Below are 23,905 nucleotides of genomic sequence, written 5' to 3' on the forward strand. Positions count from 1 at the left end.
CAATCGATCCGAGTGTTGCCTCAGGGCCCAATAGTGTGTCTGGCAATCATTTGCTGTTGCGCACCCGGCCCCGCCCACTACAGGCGGGAACCCCTCACGGCTTGCACCCCACCAATTGGGGTGCTTTTCGTGGTGCTCCTTAGAAAGGAGGTGATCCAGCCGCACCTTCCGGTACGGCTACCTTGTTACGACTTCGTCCCAATCGCCGATCCCACCTTCGACAGCTCCCTCCCAAAGGGTTAGGCCACTGGCTTCGGGTGTTACCGACTTTCATGACGTGACGGGCGGTGTGTACAAGGCCCGGGAACGTATTCACCGCAGCGTTGCTGATCTGCGATTACTAGCGACTCCGACTTCACGGGGTCGAGTTGCAGACCCCGATCCGAACTGAGACCGGCTTTAAAAGGATTCGCTTAACCTTGCGGCATCGCAGCCCTTTGTACCGGCCATTGTAGCATGTGTGAAGCCCTGGACATAAGGGGCATGATGACTTGACGTCATCCCCACCTTCCTCCGAGTTGACCCCGGCAGTCTCTCACGAGTCCCCGCCATTACGCGCTGGCAACATGAGACAAGGGTTGCGCTCGTTGCGGGACTTAACCCAACATCTCACGACACGAGCTGACGACAGCCATGCACCACCTGCACACAGGCCACAAGGGAACCGACATCTCTGCCGGCGTCCTGTGCATGTCAAACCCAGGTAAGGTTCTTCGCGTTGCATCGAATTAATCCACATGCTCCGCCGCTTGTGCGGGCCCCCGTCAATTCCTTTGAGTTTTAGCCTTGCGGCCGTACTCCCCAGGCGGGGTACTTAATGCGTTAGCTACGGCACGGATCCCAAGGAAGGAAACCCACACCTAGTACCCACCGTTTACGGCGTGGACTACCAGGGTATCTAATCCTGTTCGCTCCCCACGCTTTCGCTCCTCAGCGTCAGTTACTGCCCAGAGACCCGCCTTCGCCACCGGTGTTCCTCCTGATATCTGCGCATTCCACCGCTACACCAGGAATTCCAGTCTCCCCTGCAGTACTCCAGTCTGCCCGTATCGCCCGCACGCTCACAGTTAAGCCGTGAGATTTCACGAACAACGCGACAAACCACCTACGAGCTCTTTACGCCCAGTAATTCCGGACAACGCTCGCACCCTACGTATTACCGCGGCTGCTGGCACGTAGTTGGCCGGTGCTTCTTCTGCAGGTACCGTCACTTGCGCTTCGTCCCTGCTGAAAGAGGTTTACAACCCGAAGGCCGTCATCCCCCACGCGGCGTCGCTGCATCAGGCTTGCGCCCATTGTGCAATATTCCCCACTGCTGCCTCCCGTAGGAGTCTGGGCCGTATCTCAGTCCCAGTGTGGCCGGACACCCTCTCAGGCCGGCTACCCGTCGTCGCCTTGGTAGGCCGTCACCCCACCAACAAGCTGATAGGCCGCGGGCCCATCCCACACCGCAAAAGCTTTCCACCATAAAGCATGCGCTAAATGGTCCTATCCGGTATTAGACCCAGTTTCCCAGGCTTATCCCGAAGTGCAGGGCAGATTACCCACGTGTTACTCACCCGTTCGCCACTCGAGTACCCCCGAAGGGGCCTTTCCGTTCGACTTGCATGTGTTAAGCACGCCGCCAGCGTTCGTCCTGAGCCAGGATCAAACTCTCCAAACAAAAACCCCTCGATAACGAGGTGAATTTACAATCAGAGAAAATCTGACCTAACAAAAGACACCAATATTACTGGCATCAAAAAACGACCATACCCACACACGGGGGGTGCAGAGTATGGCCAAAAAAACAACAACAAAATAAAAAGACCAAACACACTATTGAGTTCTCAAACAACACTCTTGCTTGTTTTCGCCCGCTTCCGGGCAACCCTGCCAGCTTAATACCGGTCTGGCGGAGGCGTCAAGCCCCAGTTTTGGCCATCTCATTGTGGTGACCGCTGCAGGGGCAGCCGTGCCAGGCTAGTACCGATCCGGCGAGGGAGTCAAGGCCCCGGTTTCGGCCATCTTCGTGAGGTGACCGGCCTTGTGGGGCACTGACTTTGACTACTCTACCCGCTCGATCTCCGCTCCCAAAATCGCCAGGTTTTCCACGAACAACGGGTAGCCACGATCGATGTGAAAGACGTCGTGGACCTCGGTATCTCCGTCGGCGACCAGCCCCGCCAACACCAGGCCGGCGCCGGCGCGGATGTCCGAACACCACACCGGGGCGCTGGACAGTTGGGGCAGGCCACGCACGACGGCGTGGTGCCCGTCGGTGCGGGCGTCGGCGCCGAGCCGGATCATCTCCTCGACGAACCGGAAGCGCGCCTCGAACACGTTCTCGGTGATCATCGAGGTGCCGTCGGCGATCGACGCCAGCGCGATGGCCATGGGTTGCAGATCAGTCGGAAACCCGGGGAACGGCAATGTCGCCACGTTGACGGCCTTCGGGCGCTCGTACTGGGTGACCCGGAAGCTGCTGTCGGTCTGGGTGACGGTGGCACCCGCGTCGTGCAGCTTGTGCAGCACCACCTGCAGGTGGGCCGGATCGACGCCGGTGACCTCGATGTCGCCGCGGGTCATCGCGGCCGCGATCCCCCAGGTGGCGGCGACGATGCGGTCCCCGATCACGCGGTGCTCCGTGGGGTGCAGCCGCGGGACGCCGGTGATCGTCATGGTCGGCGAGCCCGCGCCTTCGATCTGTGCGCCCATCTGGTTCAGCATCGTGCACAGGTCCACCACGTCGGGTTCGCGCGCCGCGTTGTGGATCGTGGTGACGCCCTCTGCCACGACGGCGGCCATCAGGATGTTCTCGGTGGCCCCGACGGAGGGAAACTCCAATTGAATCTCCGCGCCGCGCAACGTGTCTGCCTGAGCAACGACGCACCCGTGCTCGATGTTGCACTGCGCGCCGAGCTGTCGCAGGCCGGCCTGATGCATGTCCAGCGGACGCGAGCCGATCGCGTCGCCGCCCGGGAGCGCGACCCGGGCGCGCTTGCACCGGCCGACCAGTGGACCGAGCACGCAGACCGAGGCGCGGAACTGGCGCACGGCCGCGAAGTCGGCGTCGTACTTGGGTTCGTCCGGCGAGGTGATGCGGGCAACGTCGCCGTCGAGTTCGACGGTGGCGCCCAGGCCGCGCAAGACCTCCGCCATCAGCGGCACGTCGAGGATGTCCGGGCAGTTGGTGATGGTGCTGGTGCCCTCGGCCAGCAGGGTCGCGGCCATCAGCTTGAGCACGCTGTTCTTGGCGCCCCCGACAGCGACTTCGCCGGACAACCGGTTCCCGCCGGTCACCACGAATCGCTCTGTCACCCGCGTCAGTCTAGTGAAGCGGTATCGGCTTGTCAGTCAGCCGGGCGTGGCCAGCCGAGTACCGTTTGGCTCATGGCGATCCACCTGACCCGCATCTATACGCGAACCGGCGATGACGGAACCACGGGATTGAGCGATTTCTCACGGGTCTCCAAGAACGACGCCCGCCTGGTTGCGTACGCGGAGTGCGACGAGGCCAACTCCGCGATCGGTGTCGCGATCGCCCTCGGCCAACCCGCCGAGGAAATCGCGGGCGTGCTGCGCCAGATCCAAAACGACTTGTTCGACGCCGGCGCGGATCTGTCCACCCCGGTGGTGGAGCACCCCGAACATCCCCCATTGCGGGTCACCCAGCCCTACATCGATCGGCTCGAGGCGTGGTGTGACAAATATAACGAAGCGCTGCCGGCGCTGAATTCCTTTGTGTTGCCTGGCGGTTCGCCGTTGTCGGCGCTGCTGCACGTCGCCCGCACGGTGGTGCGCCGGGCCGAGCGCTCGGCGTGGGCCGCGGTCGATTCGCACCCGGAGGCCGTCAGCGTGCTGCCGGCCAAATACCTGAACCGACTGTCGGACCTGCTGTTCATCCTGGCGCGGGTGGCCAACCCCGGCGGGGACGTGCTCTGGAAGCCGGGCGGTGGCGCGCCGGAGGGGTAATGCGGCGTCGAGCCTGCGCCTAGAGCGCGATTCGCGCCAAAAACCGCACTCTCACCGCAGTTTCGACGACTCTCGGCCTCCTAAACGCTGCGGCGGCGTGCGCGCGGCGAGGGCCGCGACTCCAGCCAGGACAAGAACGCGGTCAATGCGCCCTTGTCGAGGGCGAGCTCGTAACCCGACCGTCGGTCCTGCGTCGTGTCGCGCAGCTCCAGCACGACGATCTCGTCGGTCATGATGTCGAACTCGTCGCCGCGCGGGGCGCGCCGGGCCACGATCTCCACGCCGCGCCGGCCGAGCCGGCGGTCCGGCCACAGCCGCAGGCTGGACAGCCGGTAGAACGCGGCCTCACCGCCGCGGTAGCGGATCACCCCATGCCGCCAGCCGTGGCCACCGACGGCCGGAATGTCGCGCATGATCCCCGCGGTTCCGCCCTGCCGCAGCTTCAACAGCCGATAGCTCAGGGCCAGGACGGCGGCGGCTAACAGGACGACGAGCACGACCATGCCGACCATGGGCGCGCTCATCGACGGTTAGTCGATCGCGCCGACGGCGCGCAGTCTGGCGCGCCCCCTGGCGGCGATACGGGGATCGTCGGATTCGGCGTCCTCCCGGGCGGCGCTCTCGTCGATCTCCGACTCGAACTCCGCGGATTCGGCCAGGATGCTGACCTGCTCCTCGGTGACCGACAGGAATCCGCCGTCCACCGCGATCCGCAGGTCGTCCTCGCCTTCGCGTTCGACACGCACCATGGCGTCGTCAACCAACTGCGCCACCAGCGGGATGTGGCGGGGCAGGATCCCGATCTCACCGACGGTGGTGCGGGTGAACAGGAACGTTGCCTCACCCGACCAGATCTTGCGGTCGACGGCGACTATCTCAACGTTCAATTCGGCCATGCCACTGTGCCTTTCGACTTATGCCTCAGGAATCGAGCTTGGCGCCGAAGCTTTCGGCTTTCTTGGCCAAGTCGTCAAGGCCGCCGATCAGGAAGAACGCCTGCTCGGGGATGTGGTCGAAGTCGCCCTTGGTCAGCTTGTCGAACGCCTCGATGGTTTCCTTCACCGGAACCGTCGAACCCGGCTGCCCGGTGAACTGCTCGGCCGCCATCATGTTCTGCGACAGGAACCGCTCGATGCGGCGCGCCCGGTTGACCAGCTGCTTGTCCTCTTCGGACAGCTCGTCGATGCCGAGGATGGCGATGATGTCCTGAAGGTCCTTGTACCGCTGCAGGATTCGGATGACCTCCTGCGCCACACGATAGTGCTCGTCGCCGACGACGCCCGGGTCGAGAATGGTCGAGCTCGACGCGAGCGGGTCCACCGCGGGGAAGATGCCCTTGGAGAACACCGAACGCGACAGCTCGGTGGTGGCGTCCAGGTGCGCGAACGTGGTCGCGGGCGCCGGGTCGGTGTAGTCGTCCGCGGGCACGTAGACCGCTTGCATGGATGTGATCGAGCGCCCACGCGTCGAGGTGATCCGCTCCTGCAGCTCGCCCATCTCGTCGGCCAGCGTGGGCTGGTAACCCACCGCCGACGGCATCCGGCCGAGCAGGGTCGACACCTCCGAGCCGGCCTGGGTGAACCGGAAGATGTTGTCGATGAACAACAGCACGTCCTGGCCCGCCTCGTCGCGGAACCACTCCGCCATCGTCAGCGCGGACAGCGCGACCCGCATACGGGTGCCGGGCGGCTCGTCCATCTGACCGAACACCAGCGCGGTGTCCTTGAGCACGTCGGCTTCCTTGAGCTCCACCCACAGGTCGTTGCCCTCGCGGGTGCGCTCACCCACCCCGGCGAAAACCGAAGTGCCACCGAAGTTTCGGGCGATGCGGTTGATCATCTCCTGGATGAGCACCGTCTTGCCGACGCCGGCACCACCGAACAGCGCGATCTTGCCGCCACGCACGTACGGGGTCAGCAGGTCGACGACCTTCAGGCCGGTCTCCAGCATCTCGGTGCGCGGCTCGAGCTCCTCGAACGCCGGCGGCTTGCGGTGGATCGACCAGTGGTCGAAGTCCTCCCCGTAGCCCGGCTCGTCCAGGCAGTCGCCCAGGGCGTTGAAGACGTGACCCTTGACTGCCTCGCCGACCGGCACCGAAATCGGGTTGCCGGTGTCGGTGACCTCGACGCCGCGCACCAGACCGTCGGTGGGCTGCAGGGAGATCGTGCGAACCAGGCTGTCGCCCAGGTGCTGTGCGACCTCGAGCGTGAGGGTCTTCTTCAGCTCCTCGAAGGTGATCTCGGCGTGCAGCGCGTTGAACAGCTCGGGGACGGCGCCGCGCGGGAACTCGACGTCGACGACCGGACCGGTGACGCGCACCACGCGGCCACCGGTGTCCGTGACCTTCGAGTCCTTGGTCTTCTCGTCAGTAGCAGTCATGTCTCTTCTTCCTCGTGTGCTACTTGGCGTCCGCGAGCGCGTTTGCGCCGCCGACGATTTCGCTGATCTCCTGGGTGATCTGGGCCTGCCGCTCGCGGTTCGCCATCAGCGTCAGTTCTTTGATGAGGTCGTCCGCGTTGTCGGTGGCCGACTTCATCGCACGTTGGCGTGACGCGAGCTCGGACGCCGCCGCTTCCAGCAGCGCCGCGTACACCCGGGTGGTGAGGTACCGCGGCAGCAGCGCGTCGAACAGCGTCGTCGCATCGGGCTCGAAGGAGTAGAGGGTGTGCAATTCCTCCTCCTCCTCGACGTACTCCACCACCAGCGGGGCAATGCGGTGGGCCACCGCCGTTTGCGACATCATCGACTTGAACTCCGAGTAGACGATGTGCAGTTCGTCAACGCCCTGGTCGTCGGACTGCTGATTTTCGTCGTCCCCGGTGCCCTTCATGAAGGCGTCGACCAAGGTGGTGGCGATCTCCGCGGCGTTCTCGTATGTGGGTTGCTCGGAGAAGCCCGCCCACGAGTCGGTGATGTCCCAGTTGCGGAACTTGAAGTAGTTCAGCGCCTTACGGCCCACCGTGTACAGAACCGGCGTCTTTCCTTCCTCCCTCAGCAGGGAGAACAGCTCCTCGGAGCGACGGAACACGCTGGAGTTGTAGGCACCGCACAGGCCCCGGTCGGACGACACCACCAGGACGCCGGCCCGCTTCGGGTCTTCCCGCTCGACCAGCAAGGGGTGGTCCAGCGCGGCTTCGGCGGACAGGGTGGTGAGCGTCGAGGTGATCTGGAATGCGTACGGACGCGCGGATTCCAGCCGTGCCTGCGCCTTACCGATGCGCGAGGTCGCGATCATCTCCTGGGCCTTGGTGATCTTTTTGATCGACCCCGCCGATCGGATCCGGCCGCGCAGTTCGCGAAGTGTGGCCGCCATCGTTAGCTACTTCTTGTCCTTCTTGGAGTCCTTCTTCGGCTTCTCTTTCTTGACCTGCACCGACTCCTTCGCCAGGTCTTCGGAGTCCAGCGGCTCGACGTGCTCGTCGGGCACCACCGATCCGCCGTCGGAGGCCGCGAAGCCCTTCTTGAACTTCTTGATGATCTCGGTAAGCTCGTTCTCGCCCTCTTCCGAGAGCTTCTGGCTGTCGCGGATGCCGGCCAGGAACTTCTCCTCGGAAGCCCGCATGTGGTCCAGCAATTCGGTCTCGAACCGCCTGACGTCCTCGACGGGCACGGAGTCCAGGTGGCCGCCGGTGCCCAGGAAGATCGAGACCACCTGCTCCTCGACCGGCATGGGCTGGTACTGCCGTTGCTTGAGCAGTTCGACCAGTCGCTCGCCGCGCTCCAGCTGGGCCTTGGACGTGGCGTCCAGGTCGGAGGCGAACGCCGCGAACGATTCCAGTTCGCGGTACTGCGACAGGTCCAGACGCAGCGAGCCGGCCACCTCTTTCATGGCCTTGATCTGCGCCGCGCCACCCACGCGGGACACCGAGACGCCGACGTTGATCGCAGGCCGGACACCCTGGTTGAACAGGTCGGACTCCAGGAAGCACTGCCCGTCGGTGATCGAAATGACGTTGGTGGGGATGTAGGCCGAGATGTCGTTGGCCTTGGTCTCGATGATCGGCAGGCCCGTCAGCGAGCCGCCACCGAGTTCGTCGGAAAGCTTGGCGCAGCGCTCCAGCAACCGCGAGTGCAGGTAGAAGACGTCACCCGGGTAGGCCTCGCGGCCCGGCGGGCGGCGCAGCAGCAGGGAGATCGCGCGGTACGCCTCGGCCTGCTTGCTCAGGTCGTCGAAGACGATCAGCACGTGCTTGCCGTCGTACATCCAGTGCTGAGCGATCGCCGAACCCGTGTAGGGCGCAAGCCATTTGAAGCCGGCGGAGTCCGACGCGGGAGCCGCGACGATGGTGGTGTAGTCCATCGCGCCGCCCTCTTCGAGCGCGCGGCGGACGGCCGCGATCGTGGTGCCCTTCTGGCCGATGGCGACGTAGACGCAGCGCACCTGCTTGCGCTCGTCGCCCGACTCCCAGTTCTGCCGCTGGTTGAGGATGGTGTCGATGCAGACCGCGGTCTTGCCGGTCTTGCGGTCGCCGATGATCAGCTGGCGCTGGCCGCGGCCGATCGGGGTCATCGCGTCGATGGCCTTGATCCCGGTCTGCAGCGGCTCTTTCACGCCTTGGCGCTGCACCACCGACGGCGCCTGAATTTCCAAAGCACGCCGGATGTCGGTGTCGATGTCGCCGCGCCCGTCGATCGGCTGGCCCAGCGGGTTGACGACCCGGCCCAGGAACGCGTCGCCGACGGGGACCGACAACACCTCGCCGGTGCGCTTGACCTGTTGACCCTCTTCGATTTTCTCGAAGTCACCCAGGATGACCGCGCCGATGCTGTGCTCGTCCAGGTTGAGCGCGACGCCGAGGACCCCGCCCGGGAACTCGAGCAGCTCCTGGGTCATGACGGACGGCAAACCTTCGACGTGCGCGATGCCGTCCCCGGCGTCGACGACGGTACCGACCTCCTCGCGCGAGGTGTCGGCGGTGAAAGAGCCTACGTATTCCTCGATGGCGCTTTGGATGTCGTCAGCCGAGATTGTCAACTCTGCCATGGCTTTTCGTCTTCCTACTTGATCTTCGTTCGCATGCTGTCAGTGATGATGTGGTCAGTCGGGCAACTGGGCCTTTGCCGCGGCCAGCCGGGAGGAGAGCGTCCCGTCGATCACCTCGTCGGCCACGGCGATCAACAGGCCGCCGAGCAATTCGGGGTCGATCTGCAGCTGCACCGACACCGGGTGGTCGTAGATGCGGCTGAGGACCTCGGTGACGCGGGCGCGTTGGGCGTCGGTGAGCTCGGCCGCGGCGCCGACCTGCGCGACGATTTCGCCCCGGCGCGCCACCGCGACCTGCGCCAGGAACTTCATGGCCTCCTCGGCCGGTTCGCCCCGCAGCAGCTCGACGGTCTGGCTCAGCAGTGCCAGCGCGACGGGGTTGACCCTGCCGGTGGCGCTGTCAAGCACCTTGCGCAGCAAGGCAACCCGCCCTTCGGCGGGAGACGCGTAGTCGCCCAACAGGATGGCCAGTCGCGGCTGCTCGTCGAGGATGCGCGAGAAGCGGAACAGCTGCTCTTCGACCTCGGCGACGCGATCCTCGCGCTCGGCGACCTCCAGCAGCGCCTGCCGCGAGATGTGCTCGATGGCGTCGACCAAGTCGGAGTTGGCCGACCAGCGCTCGGAAACGGCGGCCCGCAGCACGTCGAGCGCGGCGTCGCCGACCTTGTCGGACACCAGCCGCTCGATCAGCCGGACCCTGGGCGCCGCGTCTTCGGCCGGCACGGTCAGATACCGGGTGACGACGATTTCGCGGTCCAGCATCTTGGCCACCGACACCAGCTCGCTGGAGAGGGTGGAAAGCGCTTTGTTGTCAAGGTTTTTGGCGATGGTGCCGAACCGGTCCGACAGGCTGCCCAGCGCCTCGCGACTGGCCGAGCGCATCTTGGCCAGCAGTGGGTAGGCGACCTCGGCGGGGGCGGGTGCCATGGCTTCCAGATCGTCCAGGAACCGATCGACGGTGGCCGACTGCTGGTCGGCGTCGGCGACAAAGCTGCGCACCAATTCGCCCGCCTGGCGCACGGATTCGTGTCCGAGCTCCAGGCGAAGCTGGCGGGTCAGCTGCGCCCGCAGCAGCTCGGCCTGGCGGGCGCCTTGCGCCGCGATGCGTTCGGCCTCGACACCGGCCTGCGCCTGCAACTGCTCCGTGATGCGTTCCGCGTCGGCGCGGGCCTCTTCGACCACCCGCTCGGCCTCTTCCTTGGCCGCCTCGACCGCCTTGCTGTGGGCGGTGGTCGACTCGGTCAGCCGTTCGGCTGCCGCGGCCGAATCGGCCAGCTGCTGGCGCACCAGATCCTGCCGGGCGGCCATCATTCTGCGCACCGGCGGGACGGCGTACCGCCACACCAGCGCCACGATGAGCGCGAACCCGAGCAACTGTCCGAAAAAAGTCGACATCGCTTTACCTTGTCGCGGCGGAGGTGGTGACGTCGACGCCGAGGATCCGGCTGGCCAGGGTCGCCGACATGGTTCCGACGTTGGCACGCAGATCCAATTCCACTGCGTCCCTTTCCCGTTTCAGTTGCTCGGCGGCCATTTGCACCGTCGCCATCACCTCTTGCTCGGCACGGGCCCGCGCGTCCTCGATGACCTTGCGGCCTTCGGCGCGGGCGTTGTCGCGGAAGGCCGACGCCTGCACGCGGGCTTCCTTCATGGCTTCTTCGTAATCGGCCTGGGCGGCTTCGAACTGCTCTGCCGACTTCTTGTTGTCGGCAGCGGTCTTGGCGACCATGGCGTCGCGTTCGCGCAGCACCTTGAGGATCGGCGGCACCACGAAGGTGCCGATGACGCCGAGCACGATGAGGAAGATGGCGAGCACGAAGAAGAACGTGCCGTTGGGGACAAGGAAGTTGCTGCCCCCCTTGCCTCCCTCGGCGACCGCCTGGCCGGCGGCGAGCACCATGGGGTTCGGGTCACCCATCACAGCGAACTACGTGACGGGCGTGGCGAATACGAACAACGCCATGAACGCCAGGTTGATGAAGTAGGCCGCCTCAACCAGACCGACGGTGATGAAGAACGGCGTGAACAACCGGCCCTGCGCCTCGGGTTGCCGGGCGATGCCGGAAACCAGCGCGTTACCGGCGATACCGTCACCGATACCGGCTCCGATTGCGCCGCCGCCCATGATGATTCCACCGCCGATGAGGGCACCGGCAGCGATAGTGGGGTCCATTCTTTCCTCCTTTATCCAGCTTTTATCTGTTGGCTTATCTGGCTGGGCTAGTCATGGTGTTCCTCCAGCTCCATGGCCTGGCTGAAGTACAAGATCGTCAGGATCGAGAAGATGAAGGCCTGGATCGCCCCGACGAACAGGTCGAACGATTTCCAGATCGCGTTGGGCAGCCACATGATGTAGGGCGGGAAGAGCGCGATCAGCGCCACCAGGATGCCCCCGGCGAAGATGTTGCCAAAGAGACGGAGCGACAACGAGATCGGCTTCGCCAATTCTTCGACCAGGTTGATCGGCGCCAGGAACGCCACGTGCCCCTTGAGCACCTTGAGCGGGTGCCCGACGATGCCGCGGCGCCAGATGCCGGCCACGTGGTAACAGACGAACACGAAAAGTGCCAGCGCCAGAACGTAATTGATGTCCGCCGCGGCCGACTTGAGCAGCTCGGTGGTGTGGCCGGATTTATCGGTGTATTGCAGCGGCAGCACCGACAACCAGTTGGAGATCAGGATGAAGATGAAGATGGTGACGGCCAGCGGCAGCACGAACGGCGCGATCCGCATCCCGATGGCGCTCTCGATCTGGTCGCGCATCTGTATGGTGAGCGCCTCCCAAAACAGTTGAACCCCACTGGGAACGCCGCTCGAGGTGATCTTGGCCCGCAGGAAGAAGGCCAGGGCGATCACGATCACGCCGGCGATCGCGGTCGACAGCACGGTGTCGGTGTTGACGGTCAAACCCAGCCACGTGGCGGTGGTGTGCTCGCCGACCTCGATTTGGGAACCGGCCAGGATCATTTCAGTCATCGCTGGTGCTCCTTCCGTCCGGCCCCTCCGGGCCCAGGGATGCGACCGGCTCGCCCGTGCGCAGCTTCTTCCAGACCGGCACCGCCGTCGACACGACCAGGAGCACTTGGAAGAGCGCCAGCCCGAACATCGCGCCCAAGCCGTTGGGCCGGAAAACGTAGGCAATGATCAGCGCGACAACGGTGATGATCGCCAGCCGGGTCGCCGAATTGAGCGCCATCGAGCTTTTCAGCGGGTGCTCTTTGGCGGTGATCGACGCGACCGAACGCCGCACCAGCAATGCGTTGAGCAAACCCAGTAGCAACCCGACACCGAAGAACACACCGAGCATGAGGCGACCCGACAATCCGGCGGCGAGCATCGCCAGCGCGGTGACCGCGACGCTGATCACCAATAGCCGAACCGGACGGAAAGCAACAGAGGGGAACACCAACGGCGCGTCCTGCGCTGGTGTCGTCACTGCAGCACCTCAATCCCAGGTTGTAGAGCGGGAAACCCTCGACCGACCGATCGGTGGCCCGCCGAGCGTATCGCACGTCACGCTGGAATCACCCAAGGGGTAGCTCCCTATGTCGGTCGTGACTCGGCGCGGTCGGACAAGCGTCCGAAGGGCCGGCTGGCCGGCAACCCTCAAGGTTTCTTTTTGGGGTTCTACCTGCACCGTACCATACGACGGGCCCCACTACTACTGGGTGTCGTAGTCCTCGTCGACGAAGTCGTCGCGCCGGCGCAGGAGCGGGATCGCCGTCGCCACGCCGGCGACCACGATCGCCCCCAGCATCACCGCGCCGGTGTCGCGCGGGTTGAAAAAGATTGTGCTCGCGGCTCCGAAAGCGACAATGCCCACCCATAAATAGATGAGCAGCACCACCCGGCGATGCGAATGACCGATCTGCAGCAACCGGTGATGCAAGTGCATTTTGTCCGGGCTGAATGCGCTGCGGCCCGCGCGGGTGCGGCGCACGATCGCCAGTAAAAGGTCGAGCATCGGCACGAAAATCACGGCCGCCACCAGCAGGAACGGCGACAGCAGAGCAAACACGTCGCGGGCGCCGTAGGCGTTTTGCGAAACCGGGCCGGCCGCCGTCGTCGCGGCCGCGGAGATCATCAGGCCGATCAGCATCGAGCCGGAGTCGCCCATGAAGATCCTGGCGCGGTGGAAGTTGTGCGGCAGAAAGCCCAGGCAGGCTCCCGCCAGCACCACCGAGATGACCGCGGGCGGATAGAACAAAACGTCGCCGCCGTGGTCGCGCAACAGGCCGACCGAGAACAGGCAGATCGCCATCGCCATGATGAGCCCCAGCCCGGCGGCCAGCCCGTCGAGCCCGTCGACGAAGTTCATCGCGTTGACGACCGACACCGTCAGCGCCAGGGTGAGCAGGATCGACGACGCCTGGTCCAGCACGATCGTGCCGACGCCGCCGATCGGGATGTACAGCACGCTCCAGGCGACACCCATGGTGACCAGCACGCTGGCCGCGGTGATCTGGCCGGCGAACTTGGTCAGGGCGTCCAGGCCCCAGCGGTCGTCGATCAGGCCGATGCCGACGATCACCGCGGCGGCCACCAGGACGGCGGGCATGCCGGTGGAGTAGACGAAGCCGCGGGTGAGCGCCGGAAGCTGCCACGCCAGGAAGACGGCCGAGATCACGCCGAGGAACATCGCCAGCCCGCCCATGCGCGGGGTGGGGGTCACGTGCACGTCGCGTTCCCGCGGGTAGGCGACGGCTCCCAGCCGGGTGGCCAGCACGCGCACCGGTCCGGTGGCGAAGTACGTGACGATCGCGGCGGTCAGCCCGACCACCGCCAGCTCGCGCAGGGGGACGCCGGTGCCGCGATCGGACAGGGCGAGCAGACCACCGGCAAGGCTGGACACCACCGAAACCGTACTGCACCGGGCTGAGGCCAGATTGGCCGCGCTCGGCTACGCGATCAGGCTTGCGGGGTCCCTGCCGAGCACTTCGGCGATCCGCTCGGCGCTGACCGGGCCCGCGCGCAGGATGCGTGGGGTGTCGCCGGTCAGGTCCACGATCGTGGAGGCGGCCTGCTGCTGCGAGCGCCCCGCGTCGAGATAGACGTCCACCAGATCGCCGAGCTGGTCGCGCGCCTCGTCGGCCTGCACCGCGGGTGGGCGGCCGGAGACATTGGCGCTGGATACCGCCATGGGCCCGACCTCGCGCAGCAGCTCGATGGCCACCGGGTGCAGCGGCATCCGCAGCATCACGGTGCCACGGGCATCGCCGAGGTCCCAATGCAGCGACGGCGCCTGCGTGACCACCAGGCTCAGCGCGCCCGGCCAGAAGGCGCGGATCAGATCCCGCGCCCCGTCGGGCATCGTGTAGACCAGGCCCTCGATGGTGTGCCAGGAGCCGACGAGGACGCCTACCGGCATGTCCCGGCCCCGCCCCTTCGCCGCGAGCAGCGCGGCCACCGCGGTGCTGTCGAAGGCGTCGGCGCCGATGCCGTACACGGTGTCCGTCGGCAGCACGACGAGCCGGCCGTTCTTGACCGCCCCTACGGCCGAGGCGATTCCGACCGAACGCTGGTCGGGATCGGAGCAGTCGAACACCGTCGTCACTGCTCCCCCCTCTTCGCGGCGACGAACCTCGGCCGCCCGGCCAGATCCCGGCGGGCCTCGATGCCCTCGAAAAGCCCAGCGGTTTCGAGCAATTCGACGGTTCGTGACGACGTGGTGTCGTCGTGCTCGACGGCGAAGCGGCCGCCCGGGCGCAGCCAGCGTCCCGCGAGTCGGACGACGGCGGCGATGACCGCCATCCCGTCCGGGCCGCCGAACACCGCGTGCGGCGGATCATGTTGGGCGACTTCGGCTTCCACCGTGTGATCGTCGGGAACGTAGGGCGGGTTGGCCACCACCAGGTCGACGCTTCCGTCGAGCTCTGCGAGCAGTCCGGCGGCGGTGACGTCGGCGCGCACGAGTTCCACGGCGGTGCCCGCGGCGTTACGCCGCGCGTAGCCTAGGGCCGATTCGGAGTCGTCGATGCCGATCACCCGCGCGGCGGGCCGGTGCCGGGACAGCGCCACGGCCAATGCGCCGGATCCCGTGCACAGGTCGACAATCACGGGCCGCGCCGGGAGTGGTTGGGCGGTGGCCCATTCCAGCATGGCCTCGGTCTCCGGGCGCGGGATGAACACGCCGGGGCCGACGCGCAGCGTCACCGGCCCGAACGCCGCCGTCCCGGTGAGATGTTGCAACGGCACACGCTGCGCGCGCGCTTCCACGATGTCGCGATAACGCACGAAGAATTCGTCGCCCGGCGACTCGAGCAGCGTCAGCCGTCCGCGTTCGGTGCCGGCGAGGTGGGCGGCCAGCTCCTCGGCGTCGTAACGCGCGGAACCGATCCCGGCCGCGGCGAGTTGCGCGGTCGCGGAATCGATCGCACTTCGCAGGGGCGTCATGCCTGTTGCAGCCTCGCTTGCTTGTCGGCGGCGGCGAGCGCGTCGAACAACGCGTCGAGGTCGCCGTCGAGCACCTGATCGAGATTGTGGGCCTTGAAACCGATCCGGTGGTCGGTGATCCGGTTCTCCGGGAAGTTGTAGGTGCGGATCCGTTCGCTGCGGTCCACGGTGCGGACCTGGCTGGCGCGGTCGGCCGAGGCGTCGGCCAGCGCCTTTTCCTCCGCCAACGCCTGCAGGCGGGCGGCCAGCACTTGCAGGGCGCGGGCCTTGTTCTGCAGCTGCGACCGTTCGTTTTGACAGGTGACGACGATCCCGGTGGGAAGGTGGGTGATCCGCACCGCGGAGTCGGTGGTGTTGACGCCCTGCCCACCTTTGCCCGACGAGCGGTACACGTCGATGCGCAGATCGGACTCGTCGATCTGCACCTCGCCCACTTCCTCGGGCTCGGGGTAGACCAGCACGCCCGCCGCCGAAGTATGAACGCGGCCTTGGGATTCCGTCACCGGAACGCGTTGCACCCGGTGCACCCCGCCCTCGAACTTCATCCGCGACCACACCCCGTCGGCCGCGTCGCCCTTGCTGGCGATCGCCAGCGTCGCGTCCTTGTAGCCACCCAGATCCGAGGTGGTTTCGTCGAGCACCGTGACCGTCCAGCCGTGCCGCTCGGCGTAGCGGATATACATCCGGGCCAGGTCGGCGGCGAACAACGCCGATTCCTCGCCGCCCTCACCGGATTTGACCTCAAGCACGATGTCGTCGGCGTCGTGGGGGTCGCGCGGCGCCAGCATGTCGGTGAGTTGGGTGTCCAGCTCGGCCACCCGCGCCTCGAGTTCGGTCACCTCGTCGGCGAACGACTCGTCGTCGGCGGCCAGCTCCCGCGCGGTGTCGAGGTCGCCGCGCGCGGCCTCCAGCTTGCGGTGCGTGGCGACGATCGGGGCCAATCGGGCGAATCGGCGTCCCGCTTTGCGGGCCTCGTCGGGCTTGCTGTGCAGTTCGGGGTCGGCCAGCCGCTTCTCGAGGTCGGCGTGCTCGGCGAGCAACACGTCGATGGTCTGTACCGGCTTCGTCACGTCACACCTCCTGCCCCGGACACAAACCGACGCCCGGCCTGTGCGGCTCGCACAGTTCGGGCGTCGGTAAGCCAGCTATTTGTCGGTCGACTCGGCCGTGTCGGCTGCGGCCTTGCGCTTGCCGTAGCGCTTCTCGAAGCGGGCCACCCGGCCGCCGCTGTCGAGGATCTTCTGCTTGCCGGTGTAGAAGGGGTGGCACTGCGAGCAGACTTCGACGTGAATCTGCCCGCCGGGCTTCGTGCTGCGCGTGGTGAAGGTGTTCCCGCACCCGCAGTGCACGGTGGTCTCCCCGTACGCGGGATGAATGTCAGCTTTCATGATGTCCTCTTCGATCGTTTGCCGCCCGGACCGGGCGCGAACTCCGGGAACCTGATCTGGTCCTGGGTTAGTCGACCCTCGATTATGCCAGGTCAACCTACATCAGCCCAAACAGCGAGCTGGTCGCCCGCATTCCCGGCTGCTCAGGGCCGAGACACGTCGCGATAGACGCGGCTTTTTGCGTCGCGGGTCCACACCCTGCCGCTCCCGGGCGTCGGGCCCAGGGCGCTGAGCTCGCGTTTGAGGATCTTGTTGGTCGCCGTGATCGGCAACCGGTCGGCGAGCCAGACGTGGCGGGGCCACGCCTTGGGCGACAGGTCGGGCTGATCGGCCAGGAACCGGCCGAATTCCTCGGGTGTCAGCTCCGCGCCGTCGGCCAGCACGATCGCCGCCATCACCTGGTCGCCGGAGTGTTCGTCGGGCACCGCGTACACCGCGACGTGGCTGACCGGTGCCAACCGCTGCAAAATGCGCTCGATGGGCGCCGTGGTCATGTTTTCGCCGTCGACGCGCAACCAGTCACCGCTGCGCCCGGCGAAGTAGATCCATCCGTCGGCGTCTTTGTAGGCGAGGTCACCGGACCAGAACATGCCGTGCCGCATCCGCGCGTCGGTGGCCTCGAAGTCGTTGTAATAGCCGGCGAACAGCCCCGCCCCGGTGGTGTTGACCAGCTCCCCTATCGCCTCGTCGACGTTGGCCAGGACGCCGTCCCGGAAGGTGGCGGGCGGGCATTCGGCCAGGGTATCGGGGTTGTAGATGGCGACCCCGGGGAAGCCCCGGCCCAGCGAGCCGGGCGGGCAGCCGTCTTCGCGCGTGATGACGATCGCGCCCTCGGTGGAGCCGAAACCGTCCCACACCGTGCAGTCGAACCGCCTGCTGAACTCGGCGATGTCGCGATCGCTCGCCTCGTTGCCGACCGCGACCCGCAGCGGGTTGTCGTGGTCGTCGGGTCGCTCCGGCGTGGCCAGCACGAAGGCCAGCGGTTTGCCGACGTAGTTCATGAAGGTGGCCCCGTACCGGCGCAGGTCGGCCAGCAGCCCGGACGCGGAAAACGTCGCGGGGGCCATGGCCGCGCCGGTGCCCACCGCCACGCTCCACCCGGCATACAGGGCGTTGGCGTGAAACAGCGGCATCGACAGGTAGCAGACGTCGGAGGCGTCGAGGCCGAACCGCCCGATCAGCGTCGCCCCGGCGAACAGCACGACGAGATGGGTGACGCGCACGGCCTTCGGGTCGCCGCTGGTGCCGGAGGTGAACAACATCATGAAGGTGTCGGTCGGCGCGACCTCGCGATGCGGGTTCAGCGTTCCGGCGCCGGCCAGCAGCGCCCGCCACGGGTCGCCGGACACGTCGAAGACCCGCACGCCGGGCAGGTCCAGGCCGTCCAGCAGCCCCTGGTGCGCCGGATCGGTGAGCAGGATCTGGCAGTCGGCGCGCGCGATGTCGCGGGCCAGCGCGGCGCCCCGGCGGGTGTCGTTGATGCCGCACAGCACGTAGCCGCCGAGCGCCGCCGACGCCATGGCCGTCAGCATCTCGGGGGTATTGCCCAGCAAGGCGCCCACGTGCAGTGGGCGGTCCGGGTCGGCGGCCCCGATGACTGCGGCCGCCGTGGTGGCCGCATCGGCCAGGTGCTCACGCCAGGTCCAGACGCGGTCGCCGTACTTCAGTGCCGGCGTGTCCTGGTCCGAGCGCTGCCGAAGCAGTTGCTGCAGCGTCTCCGCCACGGCGCGGGTGAGTTAGTCGTTATCCATCGACCCGGGGGTCGTCTTGGACACCTGCACCAGGAACTCGTAGTTGTTCTTCGTCTTGCGCAGCTGCGACATCAGCAGGTCGATGGCCTGGTGGGGGTCCAGACCGGACAGCACGCGGCGCAGCTTGTGCACGATGGCGAACTCGTCGGGCGAGAGCAGCAGCTCGTCCTTTCGGGTGCCGGACGGGTTCACGTCGACCGCGGGGAAGACCCGGCGCTCGGAGATCTTGCGGTCCAGCTTCAGCTCGGCGTTACCGGTGCCCTTGAACTCCTCGAAGATGACCGTGTCACCGGTGGACCCGGTCTCGACCATCGCGGTGGCGATGATGGTCAGCGACCCGCCCTCCTCGATGTTGCGGGCCGCGCCGAGGAAACGCTTCGGCGGATACAGCGCGGTGGAGTCGACACCACCGGAGAGGATCCGGCCCGACGCGGGCGACGCGTTGTTGTAGGCGCGGCCCAGGCGGGTGATGGAGTCGAGCAGCACCACGACGTCCTTGCCCTGCTCGACGAGGCGCTTGGCGCGTTCGATGGCCAGCTCGGCGACCGAGGTGTGGTCCGACGGCGGCCGGTCGAACGTCGAGGCGATGACCTCGCCCTTGACCGAGCGCGTCATGTCGGTGACCTCCTCGGGCCGCTCGTCGACGAGGACGACCATGAGGTGGCATTCCGGGTTGTTCTTGGTGATGGCGTTGGCGATGTCCTGCAGGATCGTCGTCTTACCCGCCTTGGGCGGCGACACGATCAGCGCGCGCTGGCCCTTGCCGATCGGCATGATCAGGTCGATGACACGCGTGGTCAGCCGGTCCGGCGTGGTCTCCAGGCGCAGCCGCTGGTTGGGGTACAACGGCGTCAGCTTGGAGAAATCGGGCCGCTTCTTGGCCTCTTCGACCGAGCCGCCGTTGACGCTGTCCAGGCGCACCAGCGGGTTGAACTTCTGCCGCTGGTTGGGCTGCTCGCCGTCCCGGGGCACCCGCACCGCGCCGGTCACCGCGTCGCCGCGGCGCAGGCCGTTCTTGCGCACCATGTTCATGGAGACGTAGACGTCGTGCGGGCCGGCCAGGTAGCCGGAGGTGCGCACGAACGCGTAATTGTCGAGCACGTCAAGGATTCCGGCGACGGGCTGGACAACGTCGTCCTCACGGAGTTCGGTGTCGGCCCCTTCGCCCGACCGTTCGCCGCGGCGACGGCGGTCGCGGTCGCGGAACCGGCGTCCCCGCCGGCCCTGGCGGCCTTCGCCGTCGTCGTCCTGCTGGTTCGAACCGCCGCGATTCTGCTGGCCACCCTGGTCGCCGCCGCGCTCGTCGGTCTTGGTGCCCTGTTGGCGGTCTTGGCGCTTGTCGGCTTCGCGAGCGGCCCCGCCCTTTTGGGCGTCCGCGTCCTCGCGGTCCCGCTCTTCAGACGGTGATCCCGCGTCGCGGGAGGCACCGCGTCGTTCGCGGCGCGGCGCCTCGCCGGTGGAACCGTTCTGTTCCCCTTGCGCGGCCGGCGCTTCCGCCGGTGCGTCGGCGGTGGCCGTGTCTTGGTCGGATTTGCCGCTGTCCGCCGGGGCGGTGTCCGGGGCGGCCGGAGCCGCAGTCCCGTTGGCCTGTCCCCTGATTTCCTTTATCGCGGCAATGAGTTCGTTCTTGCGCATCCCGGACGTCCCCTTGACGCCGGCCTGGCTGGCCAGCGCACGCAGCTCGGGCAGCACCATGGTGGACAGGGAGCCGGCCGAGGCGTTGGTTTTCACGTCGGGTGTGTCTGTGGTCACGGCGTCCGAAGCGTGATTGCTATCGGTGTTTTCGCCAGCCGTGAATAGGTCCGTATCTGTCACGGAGTTCCTTTCTTCCCCCGCTGATCAGGTCATACGGGGGTTCGTTGCATTCAGCCAATTTGCCGAGTGCGCCCAATCATCGACTCTGCAACGGTGATCGCCCGGATCGGCGGAGAAGACGGCGAACCTCGTTCACGAGAAGAATTGGTGTTGTCCTAGCGGCAAGGCAGTTGCAGATGCAGATGCTGCGATTGCTGGACGGCTCCGAGGATAACCTGCATCCCTGCCGGAAGCAAGCAAACCCTCCGGCCACGCTGTGGATTAACCGGCGACGGTGACGCCCGGGCCCCAGCGAACTCCTTCGCCAGCGGACATCTTGGTGACGGCAAATCCGTGCGCGGCGCCGTACTCCAGCGCCTCCGTGGGTAACTCCGACTCTGTGCTCAGTGCAATCAGCGAGGGACCGGCCCCGGAAAGCGTCGCTGCGATGCTATGACGCCGCAACAGCCGCAAATATTCCGCCGATGCCCGCATCGCGGGGGCGCGTTGGGGTTGGTGCAGCAGGTCTTCGGTGGCCGGCATCAGCATGTCGGGGCGTTCAGTGAGCGCGACGACCAGCAACGCGGCCCGGCTGACGTTGAAGCTGGCCTCGTCATGGCCGACCAGGCTGGGCAGCAGCACCCGGGTCTCGGCGGTCAGCGAGCGTTCCTCGGGAATCGCGCAGAACAGGTGGATATCCGGGTGCAGCCGAAGCGACACCGCGGAGTACCGGGGCCGCTCGCCGGTGCGGTCGGTCCAGGAGACCACCGCGCCGCCCAGCACCGCCGCCGCGGCGTTGTCCGGGTGCCCCTCGAATTCCGAGCACAGCTGGATCAGCTGTTCGACGCTCAATTGGGTCGAATCGGTCTGCGCCACAAGCCCGTTCACCGCCGCGAGGCCGCCGGTGACGGCCGCCGCCGAGGAGCCCAGGCCGCGGGAGTGCGGGATGGCGTTGCGGCAGCGCACCACCAGGCCGGGCGCGCCGACACCGACGGCGTCCAGCCCGCGCCGCACCGCGCGCACGACCAGATGGTCGGCGTCGAGCGGCACCTGGTCGGCGCCCTCACCCTCGACCACCACCTGCAGGCCGGAATCGGTTGTCTCCACGACGATCTCGTCGCGCAGGTCCAGCGCCAGGCCGAGGCTGTCAAACCCGGGGCCGAGATTGGCGCTGGACGCCGACACCACGGCGCTGGCCACCAGCCCGGCGGGCAGCATCTGAACCGCCATTTCTTACGCGAGGCCCAGTTGTTCGACGACGAGGACGGGATCGACCGGCAGCGGGGACACGGTCGGCATGTCCCTCAGCGCGGTGTCGGGATCCTTGAGGCCATTGCCGGTCACCGTGCAGACGACCGTGGAGCCGCGAGCCACCCAGCCGTCGTCGACGGCCTTGAGCAGCCCCGCGATGCTGGCGGCGGACGCCGGCTCGACGAAGACGCCCTCGGAGGCGGCCACGAGATGGTATGCCGCCAGGATCTCCTCGTCCGTGACGGCCAGGAAGCGGCCGTTGGACTGTTGTTGCGCCGCGACGGCGGCCGTCCACGACGCCGGGGCGCCGATGCGGATCGCCGTGGCGATGGTCTCCGGGTTGCGGACCGGTTCGCCGTGGACCAGGGGCGCGGCGCCGGCGGCCTGGGCGCCGAGCATGCGGGGCAGCCTGTCGATCACGCCCTCGTGGTGATACTCGGTGTAGCCCTTCCAGTACGCGGTGATGTTGCCGGCGTTGCCGACCGGAAGCGCGTGCACGTCGGGGGCCGCCCCCAGCGCGTCGACGATCTCGAACGCGGCGGTCTTCTGGCCCTCGATGCGCACCGGGTTCACCGAGTTCACCAGCGAGATCGTCGGGAAGTCGGCGGCCATCTTGCGGGCGAGTTCCAGGCAGTCGTCGAAGTTGCCGTCGATCTGGATGATCTTGGCGCCGTGCATGACCGCCTGCGCCAGCTTGCCCATCGCGATCTTGCCCTGCGGTATCAGCACCGCGCAGGTGATGCCGGCGCGCGCGGCGTACGCCGCCGCCGAGGCCGAGGTGTTGCCGGTCGATGCGCACAGCACCGCCCGCTGGCCGCGGGCCAGGGCGTCGGTGACCGCCATCGTCATGCCCCGGTCCTTGAAGGAGCCGGTGGGATTGAGGCCCTCGACCTTGAGATGGACGGTGCAGCCGGTCTTTTCCGAGAGCCGGGTCGCGGCGATCAGCGGCGTGCCGCCCTCCAGGAGGGTGACCGGGGTCCAGTCGTCGCCGACCGGCAACCGGTCGCGGTAGGCCGCGATCACTCCCGGCCAGGGTTGGTGGATGGCCGTCCGGGGGATGCTCACAGGCCGTTTCCTTCCAGTCGCAGCACGCTCGTCACGCCCTGCACGACGTCCAAATCGGCCAGGGCGCTGACGGTTTCGGACAGCGCCGCGTCGGTGGCGGTGTGGGTGACCACCACGACGCGGGCCCCGACCCGCCGGCCGCCCTCGTCGACCATGCCCTCCTGGCGCACCTCGGCGATGCTCACCTCGCGCTTGGCGAATTCCGTTGCCACCGATGCCAATACGCCGGGCTCGTCGGCGACGTTCATGCTGACGTAGTAGCGGGTGGGGATGAGACCCATCGGGGCGATGGGAAGCTGGGCGTACCGGGATTCCTTGGGGCCGCGGCTGCCCAGCACCCGGTTGCGGGCGGCCATCACCAGGTCGCCGGTGACCGCCGACGCGGTGGGCGCGCCGCCGGCCCCCTGGCCGTAGAACATTAGCCGCCCCGAGGCCGCGGCCTCGACCACCACCGCGTTGAACGCCCCGCTGACCGTGGCCAGTGGATGCGACAACGGCACCAGCGCGGGGTAGACGCGGGCCGAAACCCGTTGCTGGCCGTCGTCTCCCGTGACGCGCTCGCAGATGGACAGCAGTTTGATGGTGCAGCCCAGCGCCCGCGCGGACGCGAAGTCGGCCGGGGTGATCTTGGTGATGCCCTCGCGATAGACGTCGTCGGCATGCACCCGGGTGTGGAAGGCGATGGACGCCAGGATCGCGGCCTTGGCCGCGGCGTCGTAGCCCTCGACGTCGGCGGTGGGATCGGCCTCGGCGTAGCCCAGCGCGCTGGCGTCGGCCAGGGCGCTGGCGTAGTCGGCGCCGGTGCTGTCCATCTCGGACAGGATGTAGTTCGTGGTGCCGTTGACGATGCCGGCCACCCGCAGCACCGTGTCGCCGGCCAGCGATTGGGTGAGCGGGCGGATGACGGGGATCGCGCCCGCGACCGCCGCCTCGAAATACAGGTCGACGTGCGCGTTTTCGGCCGCCTGGGCCAGCTCCCCGGTGGAGATGGACAGCAGGGCCTTGTTGGCCGTGACCACGGACTTGCCGTGTTCGAGCGCGGCCAGGATCGCCTTGCGGGCGGGCTCGACGGGCCCCATCAACTCGACGACGATGTCGACGTCCGCGCGGGACACCAGCTCTTCGATGTTGTCCGTCAGCAGCCCGATGGGGACGCCGCGGTCGGCGGCGACGCGACGCACCCCGACGCCACGCAGCACCAGCGGGGCACCGATACGGGCCGCCAGGTCGGCGGCGCTGTCCTCGATGATGCGAACGACTTCGCTGCCGACGTTGCCCAACCCGAGTACTGCTACGCCGACGGGCTTTTCGTTACCGGGCACGGG

The 23,905-nt window shown here is 67.1% G+C and carries 22 protein-coding genes and 1 rRNA gene; 1 reads left to right on the top strand and 22 read right to left on the bottom strand.

The annotated features are described in order from the left end of the window. Positions 1–143: 143 nt before the first annotated feature. Together AC5Y2S_RS14555 and murA are read right to left on the bottom strand one after the other, a co-directional pair. Positions 144–1,663, bottom strand: a 16S ribosomal RNA gene (locus tag AC5Y2S_RS14555). Positions 1,664–2,046: 383 nt separating this feature from the next. After that, positions 2,047–3,300, bottom strand: coding sequence for a UDP-N-acetylglucosamine 1-carboxyvinyltransferase (gene murA / locus AC5Y2S_RS14560; protein ID WP_077102943.1), 1,254 nt, complete (start codon positions 3,298–3,300; stop codon positions 2,047–2,049). Positions 3,301–3,372: 72 nt separating this feature from the next. Between murA and AC5Y2S_RS14565 the strand changes: the two genes are divergently transcribed. Continuing rightward, the gene (locus tag AC5Y2S_RS14565; RefSeq protein WP_499956803.1) at positions 3,373–3,954 is read left to right on the top strand and encodes a cob(I)yrinic acid a,c-diamide adenosyltransferase; all 582 of its coding nucleotides are present in this window, start codon (positions 3,373–3,375) and stop codon (positions 3,952–3,954) included. An 80-nt stretch (positions 3,955–4,034) separates the two neighbouring features. Here AC5Y2S_RS14565 and AC5Y2S_RS14570 read toward each other — a convergent pair whose 3' ends face one another. The 20 genes from AC5Y2S_RS14570 to AC5Y2S_RS14665 form a co-directional block, all read right to left on the bottom strand. Continuing rightward, positions 4,035–4,478, bottom strand: coding sequence for a DUF2550 domain-containing protein (locus AC5Y2S_RS14570; RefSeq protein ID WP_499956804.1), 444 nt, complete (start codon positions 4,476–4,478; stop codon positions 4,035–4,037). 6 nt (positions 4,479–4,484) lie between these two features. Continuing rightward, entirely contained in the window at positions 4,485–4,850 is a 366-nt protein-coding gene (locus AC5Y2S_RS14575; protein ID WP_499904445.1) for a F0F1 ATP synthase subunit epsilon, read from the bottom strand. Between the two features lie 25 nt (positions 4,851–4,875). Continuing rightward, on the bottom strand, positions 4,876–6,333 hold the full coding sequence (atpD, locus tag AC5Y2S_RS14580) for a F0F1 ATP synthase subunit beta (RefSeq protein ID WP_499904447.1): 1,458 nt from the start codon (positions 6,331–6,333) through the stop codon (positions 4,876–4,878). A gap of 19 nt (positions 6,334–6,352) precedes the next feature. Then, positions 6,353–7,267, bottom strand: coding sequence for a F0F1 ATP synthase subunit gamma (locus tag AC5Y2S_RS14585; RefSeq protein ID WP_499956805.1), 915 nt, complete (start codon positions 7,265–7,267; stop codon positions 6,353–6,355). 6 nt (positions 7,268–7,273) lie between these two features. Then, positions 7,274–8,938 carry a F0F1 ATP synthase subunit alpha gene (atpA, locus tag AC5Y2S_RS14590; RefSeq protein ID WP_499956806.1) on the bottom strand — a complete coding sequence of 555 codons (1,665 nt, stop codon included), beginning with the start codon at positions 8,936–8,938 and terminating at the stop codon, positions 7,274–7,276. 54 nt (positions 8,939–8,992) lie between these two features. Continuing rightward, on the bottom strand, positions 8,993–10,333 hold the full coding sequence (locus AC5Y2S_RS14595) for a F0F1 ATP synthase subunit B/delta (protein WP_499956807.1): 1,341 nt from the start codon (positions 10,331–10,333) through the stop codon (positions 8,993–8,995). Positions 10,334–10,337: 4 nt separating this feature from the next. Beyond that, positions 10,338–10,856: a F0F1 ATP synthase subunit B gene (locus tag AC5Y2S_RS14600; RefSeq protein ID WP_499956808.1), complete on the bottom strand. Its 519-nt coding sequence runs from the start codon at positions 10,854–10,856 to the stop codon at positions 10,338–10,340. Positions 10,857–10,865: 9 nt separating this feature from the next. Then, positions 10,866–11,111 carry a F0F1 ATP synthase subunit C gene (locus AC5Y2S_RS14605; protein ID WP_066928722.1) on the bottom strand — a complete coding sequence of 82 codons (246 nt, stop codon included), beginning with the start codon at positions 11,109–11,111 and terminating at the stop codon, positions 10,866–10,868. A 47-nt stretch (positions 11,112–11,158) separates the two neighbouring features. Further along, a complete protein-coding gene (gene atpB / locus AC5Y2S_RS14610; RefSeq protein ID WP_499904456.1) occupies positions 11,159–11,914 on the bottom strand; it encodes a F0F1 ATP synthase subunit A in 756 nt (251 codons plus the stop codon). Then, positions 11,907–12,374, bottom strand: coding sequence for an ATP synthase subunit I (locus tag AC5Y2S_RS14615; protein WP_499956809.1), 468 nt, complete (start codon positions 12,372–12,374; stop codon positions 11,907–11,909). Before AC5Y2S_RS14615 ends, atpB begins: the two co-directional genes overlap by 8 nt. Positions 12,375–12,599: 225 nt before the next feature. After that, the gene (locus AC5Y2S_RS14620; protein ID WP_499957055.1) at positions 12,600–13,823 is read right to left on the bottom strand and encodes a glycosyltransferase family 4 protein; all 1,224 of its coding nucleotides are present in this window, start codon (positions 13,821–13,823) and stop codon (positions 12,600–12,602) included. A gap of 15 nt (positions 13,824–13,838) precedes the next feature. Beyond that, positions 13,839–14,492 (bottom strand): L-threonylcarbamoyladenylate synthase, encoded by a 654-nt coding sequence (locus AC5Y2S_RS14625; RefSeq protein ID WP_499956810.1) that lies wholly within the window; start codon positions 14,490–14,492, stop codon positions 13,839–13,841. Further along, the gene (prmC, locus tag AC5Y2S_RS14630) at positions 14,489–15,331 is read right to left on the bottom strand and encodes a peptide chain release factor N(5)-glutamine methyltransferase (protein ID WP_499956811.1); all 843 of its coding nucleotides are present in this window, start codon (positions 15,329–15,331) and stop codon (positions 14,489–14,491) included. The genes AC5Y2S_RS14625 and prmC overlap by 4 nt, the downstream gene beginning before the upstream one ends. Continuing rightward, the gene (gene prfA / locus AC5Y2S_RS14635) at positions 15,328–16,401 is read right to left on the bottom strand and encodes a peptide chain release factor 1 (RefSeq protein WP_499904464.1); all 1,074 of its coding nucleotides are present in this window, start codon (positions 16,399–16,401) and stop codon (positions 15,328–15,330) included. Before prfA ends, prmC begins: the two co-directional genes overlap by 4 nt. Before the next feature lie 75 nt (positions 16,402–16,476). Next, on the bottom strand, positions 16,477–16,719 hold the full coding sequence (gene rpmE / locus AC5Y2S_RS14640; protein ID WP_499956812.1) for a 50S ribosomal protein L31: 243 nt from the start codon (positions 16,717–16,719) through the stop codon (positions 16,477–16,479). A gap of 143 nt (positions 16,720–16,862) precedes the next feature. After that, complete coding sequence (gene fadD1 / locus AC5Y2S_RS14645; RefSeq protein WP_499956813.1) at positions 16,863–18,443, bottom strand: fatty-acid--CoA ligase FadD1; 1,581 nt, start codon at positions 18,441–18,443, stop codon at positions 16,863–16,865. Positions 18,444–18,455: 12 nt separating this feature from the next. Continuing rightward, a complete protein-coding gene (gene rho, locus AC5Y2S_RS14650; RefSeq protein ID WP_499956814.1) occupies positions 18,456–20,285 on the bottom strand; it encodes a transcription termination factor Rho in 1,830 nt (609 codons plus the stop codon). A gap of 261 nt (positions 20,286–20,546) precedes the next feature. Next, on the bottom strand, positions 20,547–21,494 hold the full coding sequence (gene thrB / locus AC5Y2S_RS14655; RefSeq protein WP_499956815.1) for a homoserine kinase: 948 nt from the start codon (positions 21,492–21,494) through the stop codon (positions 20,547–20,549). Positions 21,495–21,497: 3 nt separating this feature from the next. Further along, on the bottom strand, positions 21,498–22,580 hold the full coding sequence (gene thrC, locus AC5Y2S_RS14660; protein WP_499956816.1) for a threonine synthase: 1,083 nt from the start codon (positions 22,578–22,580) through the stop codon (positions 21,498–21,500). Next, entirely contained in the window at positions 22,577–23,902 is a 1,326-nt protein-coding gene (locus tag AC5Y2S_RS14665; protein ID WP_499904474.1) for a homoserine dehydrogenase, read from the bottom strand. Before AC5Y2S_RS14665 ends, thrC begins: the two co-directional genes overlap by 4 nt. Positions 23,903–23,905: the final 3 nt, after the last annotated feature.

The sequence above is a fragment of the Mycobacterium sp. NGS69 genome, from assembly GCF_059812165.1.

Bases quoted from the DNA above. Each gene is read 5' to 3' on its own strand.
- AC5Y2S_RS14565 (WP_499956803.1), top strand. From the start codon at position 3,373: ATGGCGATCCACCTGACCCGCATCTATACGCGAACCGGCGATGACGGA.
- AC5Y2S_RS14570 (WP_499956804.1), bottom strand. From the start codon at position 4,478: ATGAGCGCGCCCATGGTCGGCATGGTCGTGCTCGTCGTCCTGTTAGCC.
- AC5Y2S_RS14575 (WP_499904445.1), bottom strand. From the start codon at position 4,850: ATGGCCGAATTGAACGTTGAGATAGTCGCCGTCGACCGCAAGATCTGG.
- atpD (WP_499904447.1), bottom strand. From the start codon at position 6,333: ATGACTGCTACTGACGAGAAGACCAAGGACTCGAAGGTCACGGACACC.
- AC5Y2S_RS14585 (WP_499956805.1), bottom strand. From the start codon at position 7,267: ATGGCGGCCACACTTCGCGAACTGCGCGGCCGGATCCGATCGGCGGGG.
- atpA (WP_499956806.1), bottom strand. From the start codon at position 8,938: ATGGCAGAGTTGACAATCTCGGCTGACGACATCCAAAGCGCCATCGAG.
- AC5Y2S_RS14595 (WP_499956807.1), bottom strand. From the start codon at position 10,333: ATGTCGACTTTTTTCGGACAGTTGCTCGGGTTCGCGCTCATCGTGGCG.
- AC5Y2S_RS14600 (WP_499956808.1), bottom strand. From the start codon at position 10,856: ATGGGTGACCCGAACCCCATGGTGCTCGCCGCCGGCCAGGCGGTCGCC.
- AC5Y2S_RS14605 (WP_066928722.1), bottom strand. From the start codon at position 11,111: ATGGACCCCACTATCGCTGCCGGTGCCCTCATCGGCGGTGGAATCATC.
- atpB (WP_499904456.1), bottom strand. From the start codon at position 11,914: ATGACTGAAATGATCCTGGCCGGTTCCCAAATCGAGGTCGGCGAGCAC.
- prmC (WP_499956811.1), bottom strand. From the start codon at position 15,331: ATGACGCCCCTGCGAAGTGCGATCGATTCCGCGACCGCGCAACTCGCC.
- rpmE (WP_499956812.1), bottom strand. From the start codon at position 16,719: ATGAAAGCTGACATTCATCCCGCGTACGGGGAGACCACCGTGCACTGC.
- thrB (WP_499956815.1), bottom strand. From the start codon at position 21,494: ATGGCGGTTCAGATGCTGCCCGCCGGGCTGGTGGCCAGCGCCGTGGTG.